17 protein-coding genes and 1 pseudogene are annotated in these 19,121 nt (G+C 70.1%); 9 read left to right on the top strand and 9 right to left on the bottom strand.

All coding sequences use genetic code 11. The features are described from left to right. Positions 1-91: 91 nt before the first annotated feature. The 4 genes from ctpC to G6N50_RS14255 all read right to left on the bottom strand — a co-directional run bounded on the left by ctpC (position 92) and on the right by G6N50_RS14255 (position 4,898). The gene (ctpC, locus tag G6N50_RS14270) at positions 92-2,245 is read right to left on the bottom strand and encodes a manganese-exporting P-type ATPase CtpC (protein WP_372509995.1); all 2,154 of its coding nucleotides are present in this window, start codon (positions 2,243-2,245) and stop codon (positions 92-94) included. 87 nt (positions 2,246-2,332) lie between these two features. Continuing rightward, the gene (locus tag G6N50_RS14265; RefSeq protein WP_083097890.1) at positions 2,333-2,608 is read right to left on the bottom strand and encodes a DUF1490 family protein; all 276 of its coding nucleotides are present in this window, start codon (positions 2,606-2,608) and stop codon (positions 2,333-2,335) included. 113 nt (positions 2,609-2,721) lie between these two features. After that, positions 2,722-3,438, bottom strand: coding sequence for a TIGR03089 family protein (locus G6N50_RS14260; RefSeq protein WP_197748026.1), 717 nt, complete (start codon positions 3,436-3,438; stop codon positions 2,722-2,724). Further along, a complete protein-coding gene (locus G6N50_RS14255) occupies positions 3,426-4,898 on the bottom strand; it encodes an LCP family protein (RefSeq protein ID WP_083097888.1) in 1,473 nt (490 codons plus the stop codon). The genes G6N50_RS14260 and G6N50_RS14255 overlap by 13 nt, the downstream gene beginning before the upstream one ends. Before the next feature lie 109 nt (positions 4,899-5,007). Between G6N50_RS14255 and rfbD the strand changes: the two genes are divergently transcribed. The 4 genes and pseudogenes from rfbD to G6N50_RS14235 all read left to right on the top strand — a co-directional run bounded on the left by rfbD (position 5,008) and on the right by G6N50_RS14235 (position 8,961). Beyond that, on the top strand, positions 5,008-5,913 hold the full coding sequence (gene rfbD / locus G6N50_RS14250) for a dTDP-4-dehydrorhamnose reductase (protein WP_083097886.1): 906 nt from the start codon (positions 5,008-5,010) through the stop codon (positions 5,911-5,913). Further along, positions 5,906-6,796 carry a glycosyltransferase family 2 protein gene (locus G6N50_RS14245; protein WP_083097885.1) on the top strand — a complete coding sequence of 297 codons (891 nt, stop codon included), beginning with the start codon at positions 5,906-5,908 and terminating at the stop codon, positions 6,794-6,796. Before rfbD ends, G6N50_RS14245 begins: the two co-directional genes overlap by 8 nt. A 1-nt stretch (position 6,797) precedes the next feature. Further along, positions 6,798-7,877: a mannose-1-phosphate guanylyltransferase gene (manB, locus tag G6N50_RS14240; RefSeq protein WP_083097883.1), complete on the top strand. Its 1,080-nt coding sequence runs from the start codon at positions 6,798-6,800 to the stop codon at positions 7,875-7,877. A gap of 102 nt (positions 7,878-7,979) precedes the next feature. Then, positions 7,980-8,961, top strand: a pseudogene (locus G6N50_RS14235) (IS481 family transposase). A gap of 10 nt (positions 8,962-8,971) precedes the next feature. Here the strand turns inward: G6N50_RS14235 and G6N50_RS14230 are convergent. The 4 genes from G6N50_RS14230 to cofD are packed head-to-tail and all read right to left on the bottom strand — an operon-like array spanning position 8,972 to position 13,449. After that, positions 8,972-9,508, bottom strand: coding sequence for an NUDIX hydrolase (locus tag G6N50_RS14230; RefSeq protein ID WP_083097882.1), 537 nt, complete (start codon positions 9,506-9,508; stop codon positions 8,972-8,974). Then, complete coding sequence (locus G6N50_RS14225) at positions 9,505-11,088, bottom strand: Eco57I restriction-modification methylase domain-containing protein (RefSeq protein WP_083097880.1); 1,584 nt, start codon at positions 11,086-11,088, stop codon at positions 9,505-9,507. Before G6N50_RS14225 ends, G6N50_RS14230 begins: the two co-directional genes overlap by 4 nt. A gap of 10 nt (positions 11,089-11,098) precedes the next feature. Further along, positions 11,099-12,451 (bottom strand): coenzyme F420-0:L-glutamate ligase, encoded by a 1,353-nt coding sequence (locus G6N50_RS14220; RefSeq protein WP_083097879.1) that lies wholly within the window; start codon positions 12,449-12,451, stop codon positions 11,099-11,101. Then, the gene (gene cofD, locus G6N50_RS14215) at positions 12,448-13,449 is read right to left on the bottom strand and encodes a 2-phospho-L-lactate transferase (protein WP_083097923.1); all 1,002 of its coding nucleotides are present in this window, start codon (positions 13,447-13,449) and stop codon (positions 12,448-12,450) included. Before cofD ends, G6N50_RS14220 begins: the two co-directional genes overlap by 4 nt. 390 nt (positions 13,450-13,839) lie before the next feature. Between cofD and G6N50_RS14210 the strand changes: the two genes are divergently transcribed. Then, positions 13,840-14,178: a WhiB family transcriptional regulator gene (locus G6N50_RS14210; RefSeq protein ID WP_083097876.1), complete on the top strand. Its 339-nt coding sequence runs from the start codon at positions 13,840-13,842 to the stop codon at positions 14,176-14,178. Between the two features lie 41 nt (positions 14,179-14,219). On the opposite strand, the gene G6N50_RS14205 is transcribed toward G6N50_RS14210, so the two are convergent. Then, a complete protein-coding gene (locus tag G6N50_RS14205; protein ID WP_067832966.1) occupies positions 14,220-14,642 on the bottom strand; it encodes a metallopeptidase family protein in 423 nt (140 codons plus the stop codon). Between the two features lie 188 nt (positions 14,643-14,830). On the opposite strand from G6N50_RS14205, the gene G6N50_RS14200 reads away from it, so the two are divergent. The 4 genes from G6N50_RS14200 (at position 14,831) to manA (ending at position 19,121) form a co-directional block, all read left to right on the top strand. Further along, positions 14,831-15,280 (top strand): DUF3499 domain-containing protein, encoded by a 450-nt coding sequence (locus tag G6N50_RS14200; protein ID WP_197748025.1) that lies wholly within the window; start codon positions 14,831-14,833, stop codon positions 15,278-15,280. A gap of 102 nt (positions 15,281-15,382) precedes the next feature. Further along, a complete protein-coding gene (locus G6N50_RS14195; RefSeq protein ID WP_083097872.1) occupies positions 15,383-16,789 on the top strand; it encodes a phosphomannomutase/phosphoglucomutase in 1,407 nt (468 codons plus the stop codon). Further along, a complete protein-coding gene (locus G6N50_RS14190) occupies positions 16,786-17,886 on the top strand; it encodes a TobH protein (RefSeq protein ID WP_083097870.1) in 1,101 nt (366 codons plus the stop codon). The genes G6N50_RS14195 and G6N50_RS14190 overlap by 4 nt, the downstream gene beginning before the upstream one ends. Before the next feature lie 8 nt (positions 17,887-17,894). Next, positions 17,895-19,121 carry a mannose-6-phosphate isomerase, class I gene (gene manA, locus G6N50_RS14185; protein ID WP_083097868.1) on the top strand — a complete coding sequence of 409 codons (1,227 nt, stop codon included), beginning with the start codon at positions 17,895-17,897 and terminating at the stop codon, positions 19,119-19,121.

Below are 19,121 nucleotides of genomic sequence, written 5' to 3'. Positions count from 1 at the left end.
TACTGGTTAGCCACAATAACTACCAGCGCCTGGGCGCAACTCGCGGGCCGGGCGGCGCAGCGCCTGGGGCCTGGCCGGGCCGTTGAATCTTTCAGCCCGCGCGGTCGCCGTTGAGTAAGCCGCCCGGTGCGTCCAGGCGGTACCGAATCAGCCGTGAGCTGTTGGCCACCACCGCCACCGACGACGCGTTGTGCAGGATCGCGGCCAGTACGGGGGACAGCGCCCCGCCCGCGCCGATGATCAGCCCGGCGGCGTTGACCGCGATGGACATGCCGTAGTTCTCCCGGATGACGTCGACGGCGCGGGCGCCCAGGTCACGCACGTCGAGCAGGCGGTGCAGGTCGTCGTTGGCCAGCGCCACGTCGGCGGTCTCGACCGCGACGTCCGTGCCGGCCAGGCCCATGGCGATGCCGATGTCGGCGGCGGCCAGCGCCGGCGCGTCGTTGATGCCGTCGCCCACCATGCCGACCACGTAGCCGTCGTCCTGCAGGCCGCGCACCACCTCCAGCTTGTCTTCCGGCATGACCTCGGCGCGCCACTCGTCGATGCCCAGCTCTTCGGCGACCACCTGCGCGATGTCGGGGTGATCGCCGGTGAGCATGACGATCCGGCGAATCCCGTTGTCCCGCAACTCCTTCAACACCTCGACGGCCTCGGGGCGTACCTCGTCGCGCAGGCTGATCAACCCCACCAGCTTGCCGTCGACCGCGAGCAGCAGCGGGGTCTCGGCCTGGTGCCGCAGCCTGTCCACCCACTCCGAGGCCTTCTTGGACACCCGCACCTTTTCGGCGCGCAGCAGGCCGGGGCTGCCGAGCAGCAGCGTGCGGCCGTCGGCCCAGGTGCGCATGCCCAGGCCCACCAGCACCTCGCACTCCTCGTGTGGCGGGATGGTGATGTGGCGCTCCTCGGTGGAGCGGATCACCGCCTCGGCCAGCGGGTGGCGGGAGTGGATCTCCGAGCTGGCCGCGTACGCCAGTACCTGCTCGGGCTGCCAATCTTTGTGCAGCGCAATGATATTGGTGACCACCGGGCGTCCGACGGTCAGCGTGCCGGTCTTGTCGAACACGATCGCGTCGACCCGGCCGGCCTGCTCGAGGTGCGAGCCGCCCTTGATCAGGATGCCGCGGCGGGCGCCGTTGCCGATCGCCGCGCTGATCGCGGTCGGGGTGGCCAGACCGACCGCGCAGGGGCAGGCGATCAGCAGCATGGTCATTGCCCGGCGGACGTCACCGGTGACCGCCAGCGTCAGGGCCGAGACGATGAACGAGGTGGGAACGAAACGGCGCGAGAAGTTTTCGCCGACGGTTTGGATGGGCGCGCGGTCGTGCTGGGCCTCTTCGACCCGGGTGATGATGCGGCCGATGGTGGTCTGGTTGCCGACCGCGCGGGCGTGCACTACCAGTCGTCCGCGCACCACCACCGAACCGGCGTGCACGCGCGCGCCGACCATGACGGACACGGGCAGGTTCTCGCCGGTGATCGCGGACTGGTTGACGATCGCCTCGCCGTCGACCACCTCGCCGTCGACCGGTATGGCGACGTGGTCGTGAATGACCACCTCGTCGCCGATCTGCACGGTGTCGATGGGCACCTGCACTTCGGTGCTGGCGCCGGGGGCCCCAGAAGGATCCGTCAGCCGGATCCAGGCCGTGTCCTGGCTGCCGCGCAGCAGTTCGGAGATGGCGCGGCGGGTCCGGCGCAGGGTGAGGTCTTGGAGGTACTCGCCGATGTTGAGCAGCCACAGCACGGTGAGCGCGACGACGTTCTCGCGTAACACCAGGCTCGCCACGGTCGCGGCCGAGACCAGCGCGTCGGTTCCGGCCCGGCCGGAGCGCAACGAGCGCAGCGCGCCGCGCAGGAAGGGATAGCCGGTGAAGACGGTGACGCCGGTGGCGAACAGCCGGCCGCTGGGGCTCAGCAGCGGCGGGCGGGCGAAGACGTAGCGGCGCACCCCGAGCAGGGCCAGCGCGGCGCCGCCGATGACCATCCGCAGCACGTCGGCGTTGCGGATCTCCTCCGAATGCGGCGCGCGGACCGGGATCAGCTCGGCCGCGACATGCGCCGCCTCGTCGATGGCGGCCAGCACCGAGGAGCGGTCGCAGCGCCGGGGCGAGTACCAGACGACGACCGACCCGGTGCGCGGGTAGGCATGTACCACGCGCACGCCCGCACATTTGGCGACGGCCTCTTCGACGGCCACGGCGCGCGCGGAGTTGGCGCGCACCCAGCCGACCGTGACCCGCATGCGCCCGGCTGCATCCGAAATGACTTGCAGCGCAGTGCCTTCGGTGGTCACTGCTTCTCGAGTAAGGGCGAGGGTCATGACGACCGGTTAATGGTCGTGGCCATTACCGACGGCGGGGGTGGGCGCCTCCTCGCCGATGCGCTCGCGGGCCTCGGCCATGACGTCGGCGAGCTTGAGACGGGCCGACTCGGCGGCTTCCTCGGCCTTGCGGGTGCCGCGCAGTCCGAGCTCGGCCCCCTTGACCGCGGTCTCGTGCAACGGTGCCTTGGCCACGGCTTTGCGCACCGCCTCGTAGGCCGTCACGCCAACCAGCCCGGTGACCACCGTGCCCGCCGCCTTCGCCAGGAGCCCATACACCGCCATTGCCGCAACCTTCCTGTCGTCTGAAGCGTTTAGCCCATGCTTGCACGACGTTAACATCGAAATATAGCGATATCAATATGTATTGGCCGGGCCTCCGTCAGTGCCGCAGGCCCTCACAGCACCCGGGTGACCTTTTCGGTTTCGATTCTGCGCGCCTGCCCGGCCGGGTCCGCGTTGGCCACCTGCACCAGCGATGCGCCGACGGCCATGATCGACAGCAGTCCGTCCACCAGTTCGGCCGGCCCGGACCACGCGGCGGTGGACAGCACCCGATCACCCGACGTCAAACCCCGTGTCGCGGCCGAGCTTTGGCAATCGGCCAGTACCTCGTCGGCCGATCGCCCGCCCAGCGCCGGTCCGGGTCGCGGTTCGGCGACGATCTGGTCGCCGTGCACCCGCACCGCGGTCGCATAGTCGGTCACCCCGATCGGCAGGTCGGGTACCGGGCGGCCGAACGGGTCCAGCGACAGCACCGCCACCTCACCGGCCCCGGTCTCGTCCGCCTCGTCCAGACGTTCGGCGGTGCACAGCACCGCATCGGCCGCGCCCGGTTCGAGGACCGCCTCGGCGCCGATCCACCACACCCCGAACAGCACCGCCGCCGTCTGCCAGTGTGCCGGCAACAGGATCGCCACCCGGCTGGCCGATCCGGCGCCCAGCTCGTCGCGCAGCAGGTTGCCCGTCTTGGCGGCCCAATTGGCCAGCGTCACGGCGGACAGTTCGATCCGCTCGCCGGTGGCATCGTCGTAGTAGGTGATGCGCGGGCCGACCGGATCGGCCCGCAGCATCGGATCGAGGATGGCTCCGCTCAGCGTGATCAGTTGATGCACTCCGGTTTGTCGGAGCCGGCGGTCAGGATCGGCGACGGCGCGGGAACCTTGGGGTCGGCCGCCACCGCACCGGCCGTGGACACCCGGGCGGGCATGATTGTCGCGCTGCCGGACAGGCCCGAGCCCGGGCCGCTGTAGTCGTTGGCCAGCACCACCCGCACCGCACCCGGCGCCAGCGAGGTGTCGGCGACCACCGGCAACCCACCCAATTCCTTGGAGACCTCCTTGGCCCCCAGGTCGTCGCTCTTGGCGGCGCGCACCTGGCTGGCCTTGACGTGCCCGCCATCGTTGTTGCCCACCGTACCCGTCGCAAAGCCTTTGGCGCTCAACACGTCTGATACGGCCGCGGCCAGCCCGTTGATGTCGGTGTCATTGACGACGCTGGCGGTGGTCTTCGCCGGGGTGTAGGCGATCTCCTCGGTCTTGCCCTGTTCCTGATCGTGCAGCAGGCTCCCGACCCAGTCGGCGACCTGATGCGGGTCCAGCCGCACCACGCTCTGCATGCCGTCGTCGCTCCAGCCGGCGCCGTCGAGCACCGGAATGGTGGCAAACGCGACGTTGCCGCCGGCCAGCTTCTGCATCTGCTGCACGAAATCCATGACGTCCCAGCCGGCGGAGATCACCACCGAGCGCTGGACGGCGGCTTCCAGCCGCTTGACCGTGGTGGGGCTGGACAGCGTCCGGCCGGAGATGACCCGGTGGGCCAGCGAGGCCATCACCACCTGCTGCCGCACCACCCGGTCCAGGTCGCCGCGCGGCAGCTCGTGGCGTTGGCGCACAAAGCTGAGCGCTTCGGGGCCGCTGAGTCGTTGCGGGCCGGCCGGGAAGTCCGCCCCCGAAAGCGGTTCGAACACCGGCTCCTTGAGGCACACGTCGACACCGCCGAGCGCGTCGGTGATCAGCGAGAAGCCGAGCAGGCCGATCTCGGCGTAGTGGTCGACGGTGACGCCGGTGAGGTCGGCGACGGTCTTGATCAGCGCCTCGCGACCGGCCTCGGTGCCCTGCGCCGCGGCGTCGGTGGCGGAGTCGCCCGCCCGGACCAGGGCGGTGCGCTTGGCCTCCCGGGTCTGGCCGTAGACGCCGTTGATCTTGGTCTTGCCCAGGCCCGGGGCGGCGACGTACGAGTCGCGCGGGATCGAGATCGCAGTGGCCGACTTCCCGTTGTTGGGGATGCGGATCAGGATGATCGTGTCGGTGTTGGTGGCCTCTTCGTCGCCGGCCTTCAGAGTGTCGAGTTCTTCCTGCGACAGCGGGTTGCCGTGCGCGTCGGTGCGGCTGTCCAGGCCGACGAGCAGGATGTCGATCGCGCCGTCGTCGCCGCCCTTGCCCAGCGAGGGCGCGGACATGTGGAAGATGCCGTCTTCGAAGGACCGCACGTTGCTCCAGGCGATCCCGGTGCCGAGGACGACCGCGAGCGTCAGCGCGGTGGCAATCACACGAACCACACGTTGCACAGGCATCCCACTACATTACTTGCGACACAGGAGCTTCATGGGTAGCCGGACCCCGCGCGCCCCGGGCTCGGCCCGCGCTTCCGCCGGTGTCGTCAGGCCATGCCAAACTCGAACCATGTCAGGCAGGATCGTGATCGCGGGCGCGGGTGGGCAGCTGGGCAGCTATTTGACCGCGTTGGCGGCAAGTCGGGGCCGCGACGTGCTGGCGCTGACGTCGTCGCAGTGGGACATCACCGATCCCGCGGCGGCCGAGCGGATCGTGCAGCGCGGAGACGCCGTGATCAACTGCGCGGCCTACACCAACGTCGACGGCGCCGAAAGCGACGAGGCGACCGCGTTCGCGGTCAACGAAACCGGTCCCGGGAACATTGCCCGCGCCTGCGCGCAGGCCGGCGCCCAGTTGGTGCACGTCTCCACCGACTACGTGTTCGACGGCGACTTCGGCGGCGCGGCACCCCGACCGTACGAGCCCACCGATCACACCGCGCCGCAGGGGGTCTACGCGCGCAGCAAGGTCGCGGGGGAGCGGGCCGTGCTCGCGGCATTACCGGAGGCTGTCGTGGTCCGCACCGCCTGGGTCTACACCGGCGGCACCGGCAAGGACTTCGTCGCCGTCATGCGCCGGCTGGCCGCCGGCGACAAGCCGGTGGACGTGGTCGACGATCAGATCGGGTCCCCGACCTACGTCGGCGACCTGGCCGCCGCGCTGCTGCAGATCGTCGACGACCGCGTGCCCGGCCCGATCCTGCACGCCGCCAACGAGGGCGCCTGCTCGCGGTTCGAACAGGCCCGCGCCGTCTTCGAGGAATGCGGTGCGGACCCGGAGCGGGTGCGACCGGTCACCACCGACCGCTTTCCCCGGCCCGCCCCCCGGCCGGCCTACTCCGCGCTGTCCAGCGGCCAGTCCGTCGCGGCGGGGATGCGGCCGCTACGACCCTGGCGCCCTGCGCTTGTCGCGGCGCTGGCCGCGTCCGATAGCGATGCCGCGGCCGATCGACCGTTACCCTCTACGCGTGACTGACGTCCTGCCGGTCGTGACGGTGACCTACTCACCGGGCCCGCACCTGGAGCGCTTCCTGGCCTCGCTGTCGCTGGCCACGGAACGAGAGGTGTGCGTGCTGCTGGCCGACAACGGCTCCACCGACGGCACCCCGCAGGCCGCCGTCGTCCGCTATCCCAACGTGCGGCTGTTTCACACCGGAGCCAACCTCGGCTACGGGACCGCGGTCAATCGCGCCGTCGCGCAACTGGACCGCGACGCCGACTGGGTGATCGTCGCCAACCCGGACGTGCAGTGGGGCCCGGGCAGCATCGACGAGCTGCTGGCGGCCGCCGCGCGCTGGCCGCGTGCCGGCGCGCTGGGGCCGCTGGTGCGGGATCCCGACGGGTCGGTGTATCCGTCGGCGCGGCACCTGCCCAGCCTGATCCGCGGCGGCATGCACGCGGTCGTCGGCCCGTTCTGGAAGAGCAACCCGTGGTCGGCGGCGTACCGCCAGGAGCGGCTGGAGCCCAGCGAGCGACCGGTGGGCTGGCTGTCGGGGTCGTGCCTGCTGGTGCGCCGCTCGGCGTTCGGGCAGATCGGCGGGTTCGACGAGCGCTACTTCATGTATATGGAAGACGTCGACCTGGGCGACCGGCTCGGCAAGGCCGGGTGGCTGTCCGTCTACGTGCCGTCGGCGGAGGTGCTGCACCACAAGGGCCACTCAACCGGCGGAGACCCGGCCAACCACCTGGCCGCCCATCACAAGAGCACGTATATGTTTCTGGCCGACCGGCACTCGGGTTGGTTGCGCGCTCCGCTGCGCTGGACCCTGCGCGCGTCGCTGGCGGTACGTTCCCGCCTAATGGTGCGCGGTGCGTTGCGTGCGTCCGGCCGGCGGAAACTGGTAGAAGGGCGACACTGAGGTGGGAACTCCAGAAGTCGATGTGGTGATCCTGGTCGGGGGCAAGGGCACCCGGCTGCGGCCGCTGACGCTGTCGGCGCCCAAGCCCATGCTGCCCACCGCGGGGTTGCCGTTCCTGACGCATCTGCTGTCGCGGGTCGCCGCAGCCGGCATCGAGCACGTCATCCTGAGCACGTCGTATCAGGCCGCGGTGTTCGAGGCGGAGTTCGGTGACGGCTCCAAGCTGGGCCTGCAGATCGAATACGTCACCGAGGAGCGGCCCCTGGGCACCGGCGGCGGCATCGCCAACGTCGCCGACCAGCTGCGGCACGACACCGTGATGGTGTTCAACGGCGACGTGCTCTCCGGGGCCGACCTAGGCCAGATGCTCGACTTCCACCAGGACCAGCGAGCCGACGTCACCCTGCATTTGGTCCGGGTCGGAGATCCGCGCGCGTTCGGCTGTGTGACCACCGACGACAACGGCCGGGTCACCGCCTTCGTGGAGAAGACACAGGACCCGCCGACCGACCAGATCAACGCCGGCACCTACGTCTTCTCGCGGCGGATGATCGACCGGATCCCGCGCGGCCGCGAGGTGTCGGTGGAACGTGAGGTGTTCCCCGCGCTGCTCGTCGATCCCGACGTCAAGGTCTGCGGCTACGTCGACGCCACCTACTGGCGCGACATGGGCACCCCCGAGGACTTCGTGCGGGGCTCGGCGGATCTGGTGCGCGGCATCGCGCCGTCGCCGGCGCTGCACGGCCACCGCGGCGAGCAGTTGGTGCACGACGGCGCGGCGGTGTCGCCGGGCGCGGTACTGGTCGGCGGCACGGTCGTGGGTCGCGGCGCCGAGATCGGCCCCGGCGTCCGGCTGGACGGCGCGGTGATCTTCGACGGCGTCAAGGTCGAGGCCGGCAGCGTGATCGAGCGCTCGATCATCGGGTTCGGTGCGCGCATCGGACCGCGGGCGCTGATCCGCGACGGCGTGATCGGCGACGGCGCCGATATCGGCGCGCGCTGCGAACTGCTGCGCGGCGCCCGGGTGTGGCCCGGTGTGTCGATTCCCGACGGCGGGATCCGCTACTCGTCCGACGTCTAGCTGTACTCGGCTGGGACATTGTTGACGGTTTTGATGTGAGAAGGGAGGACCTCCGGGCTTAGTGGAGATGTCTGATGTCTCTACTCACACACGGAGGTCCTCGTGTCCCACGCTAATGCTCGATTGACCGTTCATGGCCGCGCTCTGTTGGTCGAGCGGATCATTGGTGCTGGCCGTCCGGTGGCTCATGTCGCTGCCGAACTGGGTGTTTCGCGGCAATGTGCCCATCGGTGGGTGCGCCGTTTCCGCGAGGAGGGGATGGCCGGTCTGATCGACCGTTCATCTCGACCGCATCGGTGTCCGCGCCGCACTGCGGTGGCCATTGAAGACGCGGTGGTCGCACTACGGCGGCGTGAGCGGCGCGGCCAGGACTGGATCGGCGCCGAGCTCGGCGTCCCGGCCCGCACTGTCAGCACAATTCTTCGGCGCCACCAGGTGCCCTATTTGCGTGATTGCGATCCGCTCACCGGCGCGCTGATCCGGGCCTCGAAGACCACGGCGGTCCGTTACGAACGCACCCGCCCCGGTGAGTTAATCCATATGGACGTCAAAAAGATTGGCCGTGTCCCCGACGGCGGCGGCTGGAAAGCTCACGGCAAGGCCGCCGGTGATACCTATGCCCACAAGGTGGCCGGGACCGGATTCGATTACATCCACTCCGCGGTCGATGACTACTCCAGGCTGGCCTATTCAGAGATCCTGACCGATGAAAAAGGGGCGACATGCGCAGCGTTTCTGGCCCGGTCGGCGGCCTACTTCGCCTCCCACGGCTTGACCACCATCGAGCGTGTCATCACCGATAACCACTTCAGTTATCGGCGCTCCGCCGATGTGGCTGCCGTCATCACCGCACTTGGCGCCACCCACAAGTTCATCCGCCCGCACTGCCCCTGGCAGAACGGAAAGGAGCATCGAGCGCTACAACCGCACCTTGCAAACCGAGTGGGCCTACCGACAAATCTTCACCACCAACGACGCTCGCAGCGCAGCCCTTGCCCCCTGGCTCGACCACTACAACAATCAACGACGCCACTCAGCCATCGGAGCCCAACCCCCGATCAGCCGACTGACACCAACGTCGTAGCCGAGTACATCTAGCCGCGCGTGGCCCGGGCGACCAAATAGGCCAGCGCGTGGTCGGTTCCGTCGGGTAGGGCGTCGGCGGGCCACCAGCGCAGGTCCTCGGACTCGTCGCTGATCGCGATCTGCGCGCCGGCCGGCGCGTGCGCCAAGAACTGCAGATCCAGATGCCGGGTCGGCACGCCCAGCGAGCAGGTCACCGGATGCACGTGCACCGCCGCCAATTCCGGTGTGATGCGCAGCCCGTCGATCCCCGACTCCTCGGTGGCCTCGCGCAACGCCGCGGCGGCGATGTCGGTGTCGTCCTCGTCGCAGTGGCCGCCCAGCTGCACCCAGCGGCCCACGCGGGGATGCAGCGTCAGCAGCACCCGGCTGCCGGAGTGGTCGAGCACCAGCGCCGACGCGGTGACGTGGCCGGGCACGCACTCGCGCAGGCACGCGTCGGTGCGGGCGTGCACGAACGCCAACACAGCGTGCCGCAACGAATCCTGGGCCGGGTCGGGGGGTTCCCAGCTGGACAGCATCGCGATCGCCGACTCCCGCACGCTCATCGCGACCTCCGCCGTTTCCGCCGATCCCGCAACAACACCCAGGCCGCACGGCAGTCGGCCACCATCCCGGCCTCCAATCCCAGGCCGTCGATCAGCACGCGGCGGTCGACGACGTCGAGCGCCTTCTCGATCTCGTTGGCCTTCAGCAACAGATCCACATCGCAGGCGAGCCCGGCATCGGCGTGTGCCGGCGGGGGAATGGGCAGCCGCTCGGCCTCGCGGGGTTCCAGCTCCAGCACGCCGCCGCCGTAACTGCGGCCCATGATCTCGGTGAATGCGAACGTCACACTGTTGTGGAACACCGCGGCCAGCGCGCCCGCGTCGACCCCGGCGGCGAGGCGGACCCGGTGCACGGTGTCGGTGCTCGTGGCCGCGGCGGCGTTGACGGTCAGCCGCGGCGCCCGGTGGATCTGGCGCAGCAGGAACAAGTCGGGTTCCCACAGCGACGGCGTCCTCCACCAGGGCGTGCGGATCGAGCACTTGTAGCCGCGGTGCACCCCCGCCGCCTCGCCGGCGCGGATGTGGGCGATCAGGGCGGGGTCGGTCGGCTCGCGCGGCGCGTTGAGCAGCCAGCTGCGCTGCCCGGAGGCGAGATCGCTTGCGCGGCAATCGGTGTCGTAGACCAGCCCGGACAGCTGGGCGCTGCGCGAGACGAGCGGGACGCAGTGCGCCCGCAACCCCAGCTGGTCGGCCTGGGCGTCGGTGAGGGTGAAAAAGGCGTTGCGTCCGGTGACGATGCCGACGTCGACCTCGGCCAGGGACCCCAGCCGGGGCAGGGTGCCCGACCCGTTGAGCGCGCGCAGCAGCCGGATCGCGGCGGGGTCCAGAAAATACTTGGTCCACTTCTCGTTCTCGTGCAGGAGTGCGGGCCCAAAAGGACGGCGTTCGACGTCCAGGTCGGCGCGCGCCAGGGCGTCGGCGTCCTGCAGGTGGACGGCGCGGATGCGCGCGGGACCGCTGCCGACGACGCCGCAAAACAGCACGACCTCCTGCAGGAGGCCGTCGAACACCAGGCGCTCGAAGGTCAGCAGGGTGATCTCGCGGAATCGGCTGAGCAAAAAGTCGCGCAACTGTGCGGCGTAGCTGACCTGGAGCAGCTCGGCCGGCAGCACCAGTCCGACCCGTCCGCCGTCGCGCACCAGCACGGTGCTGGCCACGACGAACGGGACCCAGGCATTGATCAGCCGGGTGGGGCGCAGGCCCTCGCGCCGCATCAGGTCCAGCGCCGGATCGCGCTGCCGCGGCGACCAGTTGCCGAACCGGATGTAGGGCGGGTTCCCGGCCACCCCGTCCCAGCCACCGGCCTCGGTGCCGGCGAGCCAGGCGAACAGGCTCTCGGCGTCGACGGGCGCGTAACGGCGCGACTTGGCCGCCTCGTCCGCGTTCAGCTCGACGCCGTGGACCCGGTCGCTGAGCCCGGCCAGCTCGCGCAGGATGGCGCCGTCGCCGCAGGAGGGTTCGAGGATCCTGGGTCCGGCGGCGCGGACCCACGCGGCCAGGAAGCGGGCCACCGGCGCGGGGGTGTAGTAGCCGCCGCGGACCTTGTCGGCCGAGGCCGCCGCCTTGCCCGCGAACTTCATGGGCTCAGTATCACCTGCGGATCAGCAGATCACCGGGGTCTGCCGGATCACGCGGGCCGCCCGGTTCGGCGGCATACCCGATGGCGATGGCGCCCAACGGCTCCCAGTCGGCGGGCAGCTCGAGCTCGGCCCGCACCAGGTCGGCGGCGAATATCGTCGAGCCGATCCAGCAGCTGCCCAGCCCGCGCACCGCCAGCGCGACCAGCAGGGCCTGCACGGCCGCGCCGACCGCCACGGTGAACATGGTGTGCTCGGCGTCGGTGCGGGCGGCGTCGGGATAGGAGTGGGCGCCGTCGGGCACCAGGATCGGGATGACGACCTCGGGCGCCTCGTAGAGGATCTGGCCGCGGGCCACCCGGCGCTCGATGGAGTCGGCGGGCCGGCCGTCGCCGGCGAGGTCGGCGCGCCACTTGTCCTTCATGCGGTCCAGCAGCCGCAGCCGAACGTCGGGAGTTTTCAGCCAGACGAACCGCACCGGCCGGGTGTGGTGCGGCGCCGGTGCGGTCAGGGCTTCGGCGACGGCGGCTTCCAGCAGGTCCGCCGGCACCGGCTCGGCGCTGAACCGGCGCACCGATCGGCGTAGCAGCTGCGCCTCGCGGCGGCCCATCTCGAGGGCTTCGGCCGTGCCGAGCCAGAACAGGTCTTCGGTGCCCGGCCGCAACAACTGCCGGGCCGTCGAGCCGTCGTCGGCGACAGACAGGCCGCGCACCACCGCCACCGGCATCGCGGTCAGTTTCCCCTTCACCAGATCGGCCGCCGCCGCGATCTCGTCGGCGACCGCCACCTCGGTGACCAGCAACTCGTTGCCGTGCTGATCGACGGCCCCCGAATACCCGTGCAGCACAGCCAGACCCGCCGCTCCCACGGCCGCATCGGTCTGGCCGTTGCGCCAGGCGCGGCCCATCGTGTCGGTGATGACCACCGCGACCTCGACACCGAGCCGCTCGCGCAGCCGGTCCCGCAGAGCCACGGCGCTGCTGTCTGGGTCGACCGGCAGCAGCGCAAGTTCGCCGCTCTCGACGTTGGATCCGTCTACGCCCGCGGCGGCCTGAACCAGCCCGATCCGGTTCTCGGTGATCAGGGTGCGGCCCTTGCGGGCCAGCACCCGGACGGCCTCGTCGTCGACCAGCTTGCGCCGCAGTTGGTCGCGCTCCTCGGGATCCCGCGGCGCCGGCACCAGCCGGCCCTCGCATTTGGACACCGCCTTGCTGGTGACCACCACGACGTCACCGTCGCGCAGCCACGGTGCGGCCGCGGCGACGGCCGCGCCCAGATCGTCGCCGGGTCGGAACTCGGGCAGCCCGGCGACGGGCAGGATCTCGATCGCGGCGGCGGTGCCGTGCTCGCCCGGCGACGGGGTCATGGCGTGACCCCGGCCAGGTCCAGCCCGGCGCGGACCATCTCGGCCGTCGCCTCAGCGTCGGTCATCACCAGCGGCACCGCGCGCACCGCCACGCCGTCGACGTCGGCGCGGTCGTCCTCGCTCACCAGCCAGCCGTCCAGGATGCCGGTGTCCCGGCGTGCGCCGTAATGGCGGCCGACCGCCTCGGCGGTGGATTCGACCCCGATGACCGACAGGCACGCATCGGCCATGCCGCGCAATGGCTTTCCGCCGATGATCGGCGAGTAGCCGACGATCGGTGCGCGCGCCGCGCGCAACGCGCCGCGAATGCCGGGTATGGCCAGGATGGCGCCGACGCTCACCACCGGGTTCGACGGGGCCAACAGGATGACGTCGGCGTCCGCGATGGCCGCCGTGGCATCAGTTGTGGCGGCCGCCTTTTCGGCGCCGACGAAGGCGAAGCTGTGCGTGGGCACCTGGGCGCGGTAACGCACCCACCACTCCTGGAAGTGGATGGCCCGCCGGCCGCCGTCGTCGGGATCGGTTATCACCACGTGGGTCTCGCAGCGATCGTCGCTGGCCGGCAGCAGGCGCGCGCCGGGTTGCCAGCGGTCGCACAGCGCGGTGGTGATCTGGGACAGGGGATAGCCGGCGTTGAGCATCTGGGTGCGCACCAGGTGGGTGCCCAGGTCGCGGTCGCCGAGCCCGAACCAGTCCGGCTGCACGCCGTAGCGCGCCAATTCCTCTTTGGCGTGCCAGGTTTCGTCGCGGTGCCCCCACCCTCGCTCCGGATCTACACCTCCACCTAAGGTGTACATGCAGGTGTCCAAATCGGGGCAGACCCGCAGTCCGTGGATCCAGGCGTCATCGCCAACGTTGACGATCGCCGTAAGGTCGTGGCTGCCGGCCTCGGTGTCCGGATGCTGTTGCGTATGAAATTGACCGAGCCCGAACAGCTGTTGAACCCCCAGCAGGAAGCGGGCGCCGCCAACCCCACCGACCAGAACGGTGACCTTCACATTGCACGACAGTACTGCCCGGTGGCGGTGCTGCGGCGGGCCCATCGGGGTGTCTCAAAGTTGCGGTTCCCCACCGTTTGTCGCGAACTTGTGGGAAAGTTGATGGCCCTGTGATCGACACGCCGAAGGCGTAAAACAACAGAAACGCCGAAATTCGATCACGAGATGGTATGGAAATGCGCCGAAGTGCTTGACCCGGCAGATCAACCCGTGTCTAATCACATCAGTGTCATTTCCCGGTTGGCCGGCCGACTCCGGTGTCGCAGACCGAGATTCGATCACTTGTTCGAATTGTCTGTACATCAGAACAGTGGGAAACCAATCACTCTCTCTCTCAATCAAGCTGAGGAGGCGGACGACCGTATGTCTTACGAAACTTTTCGAGGCGCCATGGCGAGCACGCCGCACACCGACCTGATCCCGGCGCTGGACCGCCCCGCTCGGCCGTATTTGACCGTGGTCCCTGACGCGCCAATCGCTTTCGAGCCCGAGCCCATGCCGGAGCCGGCCGCCGACCAGTGGCAGGACCGGGCGCTGTGCGCCCAGACCGACCCCGAGGCCTTCTTCCCGGAAAAGGGTGGCTCCACCCGTGAGGCCAAGAAGATCTGCCTGGGGTGCGAGGTGCGTCATGAGTGCCTCGAGTACGCCCTCGAGCACGACGAGCGCTTCGGTATCTGGGGTGGATTGTCTGAACGCGAGCGCCGCCGCCTCAAGCGCGGCATTATCTGACGCACGCTGAGCACGACGCACGCTGCGCGCACTGCGCGCTGTTATTCGTCGTCGATCGTGGGATCGATGACCGACGGCTCAACGTCAAGATAGATGGCGACCTGGGCCACCAGGATTTCGTGCAGCAAGTCGCCGAGTTCGACGGTGTCTTTCGCCCGTCGTTCAATTGGCTTGCGGAACAACACAATTCGGGCCCGCGTGGAGTTGCCGCGGACGTCCACGCCGGCCGGGATCAACCGCGCCAGCGGGATCGGCCCATCGGCGATCACCTCGGGCGGCCACTGCACGCTGTCGGGATCCTTGGCCGAGATCCGCGGAATCTCATCGACGGCCACGTCCAGTTCGGCCAGCCGGTCCTGCCAGCTCCGCTCGATGGGTTCGTAGGCCTCCAGCACCGCCATGTCGAACCGCTCGGCGCGGCTGCGCCATCCCGGCACGGTCGGGGGCAACAGCGGGCCGCGCATCTCGCGGCCCCTGCGGAAGAGTCGATGGGTAGCGGTTCGGCGCGGAGCCGATCCGTCGGAATCTTGATCTCTTCGCGGGGAGCTGCGCGAATCGCCCACGCGCCGATGGTAACGGTTGCACATCGAGGGTCGGGGAGTTGCGCGTGTCCGGCGCTTCGGCGGCGTTTGCGCACGATAGCCTTTCGCTCGTGAACGTTCCCCGTCGCTGTTGCCGGCCCGGGTGCCCGCACTACGCCGTGGCGACCCTGACGTTCGTCTATTCGGACTCGACGGCAGTCGTCGGTCCGTTGGCGACCGCGCGGGAACCGCACTCATGGGACTTGTGCGTCAACCATGCCGGCCGAATCACCGCGCCCCGCGGGTGGGAGCTGGTGCGCCATGCCGGACCCCTTCTTTCTGAGCCCGCCCACCCTGACGACGACGACCTGGTCGCCCTCGCCGACGCGGTGCGCGAGGGCGGCGATCGCGGCGCGCCGTTCGCCGGCAACGTAACGCCGGTCAAGGGCTTCGCCGATTCGCACATCCATCACGGCGGGGCGCAGGCCACCGCGCCCAGCAGCAGCCTGCTGGCACCGCCCGAGCATCGGTCCGGACGGCGCCGCGGACATCTGCGCGTGCTGCCCGATCCCAGCGACTAGCCCCGACCCGCTGCACGCAGAATCCTCACGCACCGCAGCGGCTCCAGTTCTCCGTGGCCCGATAGGCTGACGGCCAAGAGTTCACGTCGTCAGGAGTCCCGCATGTCTCGGCCCGCCGCGACTGTCCACCGTGTCGTAAAGGCGTACGACGTGCGTGGGCTAGTCGGCGAAGAGCTCGACCAGCCGCTGGTCACCGATCTCGGTGCGGCCTTCGCCAAACTGATGCGCGCCGAGGGTGCCCGGCAGGTCGTGATTGGCCACGACATGCGGGACAGTTCGCCCCCGCTGGCCGCGGCGTTCGCGGACGGGGTGACCGGCCAGGGAGTAAACGTCGTGCGCATCGGCCTGGCGTCCACCGATCAGCTCTACTTCGCCTCCGGGCTGCTGGACTGCCCCGGCGCCATGTTCACCGCGAGCCACAACCCGGCGGCCTACAACGGCATCAAGCTGTGCCGGGCGGGAGCCAAACCGGTCGGCGCCGAGACCGGGCTGCGCCTCGTCGCCGACGACGTGATCGCCGGCGTCGACCGCCACGACGGGGAGCCCGGCACCGTCAGCGATCGCGACGTGCTGGCCGACTACGGGCAGTTCCTGCGGTCATTGGTGGACACCTCCGCGCTGCGCCCGCTGCGTGTGGCCGTGGACGCCGGCAACGGCATGGCCGGTCTGACCACGCCCGCCGTGCTCGGCCCCATCGGTTCGATCACGTTGGAGCCGTTGTACTTCGAGCTCGACGGCTCGTTTCCCAATCACGAGGCCAACCCGCTGGACCCCGCCAACCTGGTGGACCTGCAGGCCTTCGTGCGCGAGACCGGCGCCGACATCGGGCTGGCCTTCGACGGGGACGCCGACCGCTGCTTTGTGGTCGACGAATGCGGCAACCCCGTGTCGCCGTCGACGGTGACCGGCCTGGTGGCCGCCCGCGAGTTGAGCCGCGAGATCGGCGCGACGATCATCCACAACGTGATCACCTCGCGCGCGGTGCCCGAACTGGTCGCCGAGCGCGGCGGCACACCGCTGCGGTCTCGGGTGGGGCACTCCTATATCAAGGCGCTGATGGCCGACACCGGCGCGATTTTCGGCGGTGAGCATTCGGCGCACTACTACTTCCGCGACTTCTGGGGCGCCGACTCCGGGATGCTGGCGGCGCTGTACGTGCTGGCCGCCCTCGGCGAGCAGGACCGTCCGTTGTCGGAGTTGACCGCCGACTACCAGCGCTACGAATCGTCGGGCGAAATCAACTTCACGGTGACCGACGCGGGGCAATGCACGGAAGCGGTGCTGAAGTCGTTCGGCACCCGGATCCACTCCCTGGACCATGTGGACGGGGTAACCGCCGACCTGGGCGACGGCAGCTGGTTCAACCTGCGCAGCTCCAACACCGAGCCGCTGCTGCGGCTGAACGTGGAGGCGCGCACGGCCGAGGACGTGGCCGCGGTCGTCGCCCAGATCAGCGCCGAGATCACCGCGACCTCGGCTGCCGGGGCGGGCTCAAGGGCCGCGCCGTGAGCGCCACCCGCGCGATCGATCTCGAGGACACCGAGGGGCTGCTGGCCGCCGACCGCGATGGCCTGCTGCGGGCCGCGTCGTCGGCCGGCGCCCAGGTGCGTGCGATCGCCACCGCGGTCGAGGAGGGTGCGCTCGATCCGCTGCGCGGCGACGACCGCCCACGCAGCGTTATCTGGGTGCCCGGCCGCGGCACCGCCGAGACCGCCGGGACGATCCTGGCCGCGACCACAGGGGGAACCGCTTCCCAGCCCTTCACTCTCGCCGGCGAAGCACCGCCATGGGTGGGTCCCCTCGATGTGTTGGTCGTCGCGGGCGGCGATCCTGGCGATCCCGCGCTGGTCGCTGCGGCGGCGACCGGGTTACGCCGGGGTGCCCGGGTGGTGGTGGCCGCGCCGTACGAGGGCCCGTTGCGAGATGCCACCGCCGGGCGCGCGGCGGTGCTGGCGCCCCGGCTGTGGGTTCCCGACGAATTCGGCCTGTGCCGCTACCTGGCCGCCGGGCTGGCCGTGCTGCACGCCATCGACCCGCGACCCGATGTCGACCTCGCGTTGCTCGCCGACGAGCTGGACGCCGAGGCGCTGCGCAACAGCGCCGGCCGCGAGCTGTTCACCAATCCGGCCAAGCTGCTGGCCGCGCGGATCGCCGAGCGCCAGGTGGCGCTGGCCGGCGACGCCGCCGCGACGCTTGCGCTGGCCCGGCACGGCAGCTCGGTGCTGCTCCGGGTCGCGAACCAGGTGATCCCGGCCGCCGGGTTGGCGGACGCCCTGGTCGCCTTGCGCGCCGGCGCGTCGGGCGGCCTGACGGATCCTGACGCCGCGCTGTTCCACGACGAACAGATCGACGGACCGCTGCCGCAGCGGTTGCGGATACTGGCCGTCGTCCTGGCCGCCGAGCAGCCGGGGGTGGCCGCCCGGACTGCCGGGCTCGACGACGTGTACCTGCTCGCTGCCGAGGACGTGCCCGACGGGCCCGGCGGCTCGGCCGGCTACGGCGTATCGCCGGCGTTGGGGGGCCCCGGCCGCCCCGAGCAGCAACTGGCAGTATTGGCCGTCCGGCTGGAGATGGCCGCGGTTTATATGCGACTGGTGCGGGGATAGATACAACAGTGGAACTGCTTCGCGGGGCCTTGAGAACGTACGCCTGGGGTTCGCGTACCGCCATCGCCGAGTTCACCGAGCGCCCGGTGCCGGCGGCGCATCCGGAGGCCGAGCTGTGGTTCGGAGCGCACCCCGGCGATCCGGCCTGGCTGGAGACAGACAACGGCGAAGTCACGTTGCTCGAGGCTCTGATGGACGACCCGGAGGGACAGCTCGGGCCGGTCTCGCGGGCGCGCTTCGGCGACGTGCTGCCATTCCTGGTGAAGGTGCTCGCCGCGGACGAGCCGCTGTCCCTGCAGGCCCACCCGAGCGCCGCGCAGGCGGCCGAGGGATATCTGCGCGAGGAGCGGGTCGGCATCCCGCTGAACTCGCCGGTGCGCAACTACCGCGACACGTCGCACAAGCCCGAGTTGCTGGTGGCGCTGCACCCATTCGAGGCGCTGGCCGGATTCCGGCAGGCCTCGCGCACCGTCGAGCTGTTGCGCGCCCTGGCTGTCTCCGACCTCGACCCCTACATCGACCTGCTCAACGACCAGTCCGACGCCGACGGCCTGCGCGCGCTGTTCACCACCTGGATCACCGCGCCGCAGCCCGACATCGACGTGCTGGTGACCGCCGTGCTGGACGGCGCCATCGCGTACCTCAGCTCCGGGGCAACCGAATTCGCGGCCGAGGCCAAGACGGTGCTCGAGCTCGGCGAGCGCTATCCCGGTGATGCCGGCGTGCTGGCGGCGCTGTTGCTGAACCGCGTCACCCTGGCCCCCGGCGAGGCTATCTTCGTCTCCGCCGGCAACCTGCACACCTACCTGCGCGGCTTCGCGGTGGAGGTGATGGCCAACTCCGACAACGTGTTACGCGGCGGCCTGACCCCCAAGCACGTCGATGTGCCCGAGCTGCTGCGGGTGCTGGACTTCGCGCCCACCACCGAGGAGCAGCTGCGCCCGCGCATCCGCCGCGAGGGCTTCGGGCTGATCTATGAGACGCCCACCGACGAGTTCGCCGTAGCGCTGCTGCAGCTTGACGACGAGTATGTCGGCCACGAGGTGGACGCGACATGCAGCCACGACGGTCCGCAGATGCTGTTGTGCAGCCAGGGTTGCACGTCGGTGCACGGCAAGTCCGGCTCGCTGACGCTGAAACGCGGGATGGCCGCGTGGGTAGCGGCCGACGACGCCCCGATCCGGCTGGTCGCCCACGAACCCACCAAGCTGTTCAGGGCGACGGTTGGGTTGTGA

Source organism: Mycobacterium mantenii (genome assembly GCF_010731775.1).
GTDB lineage: Bacteria > Actinomycetota > Actinomycetes > Mycobacteriales > Mycobacteriaceae > Mycobacterium > Mycobacterium mantenii.
This window is presented reverse-complemented; position numbering and strand designations above follow the sequence as displayed.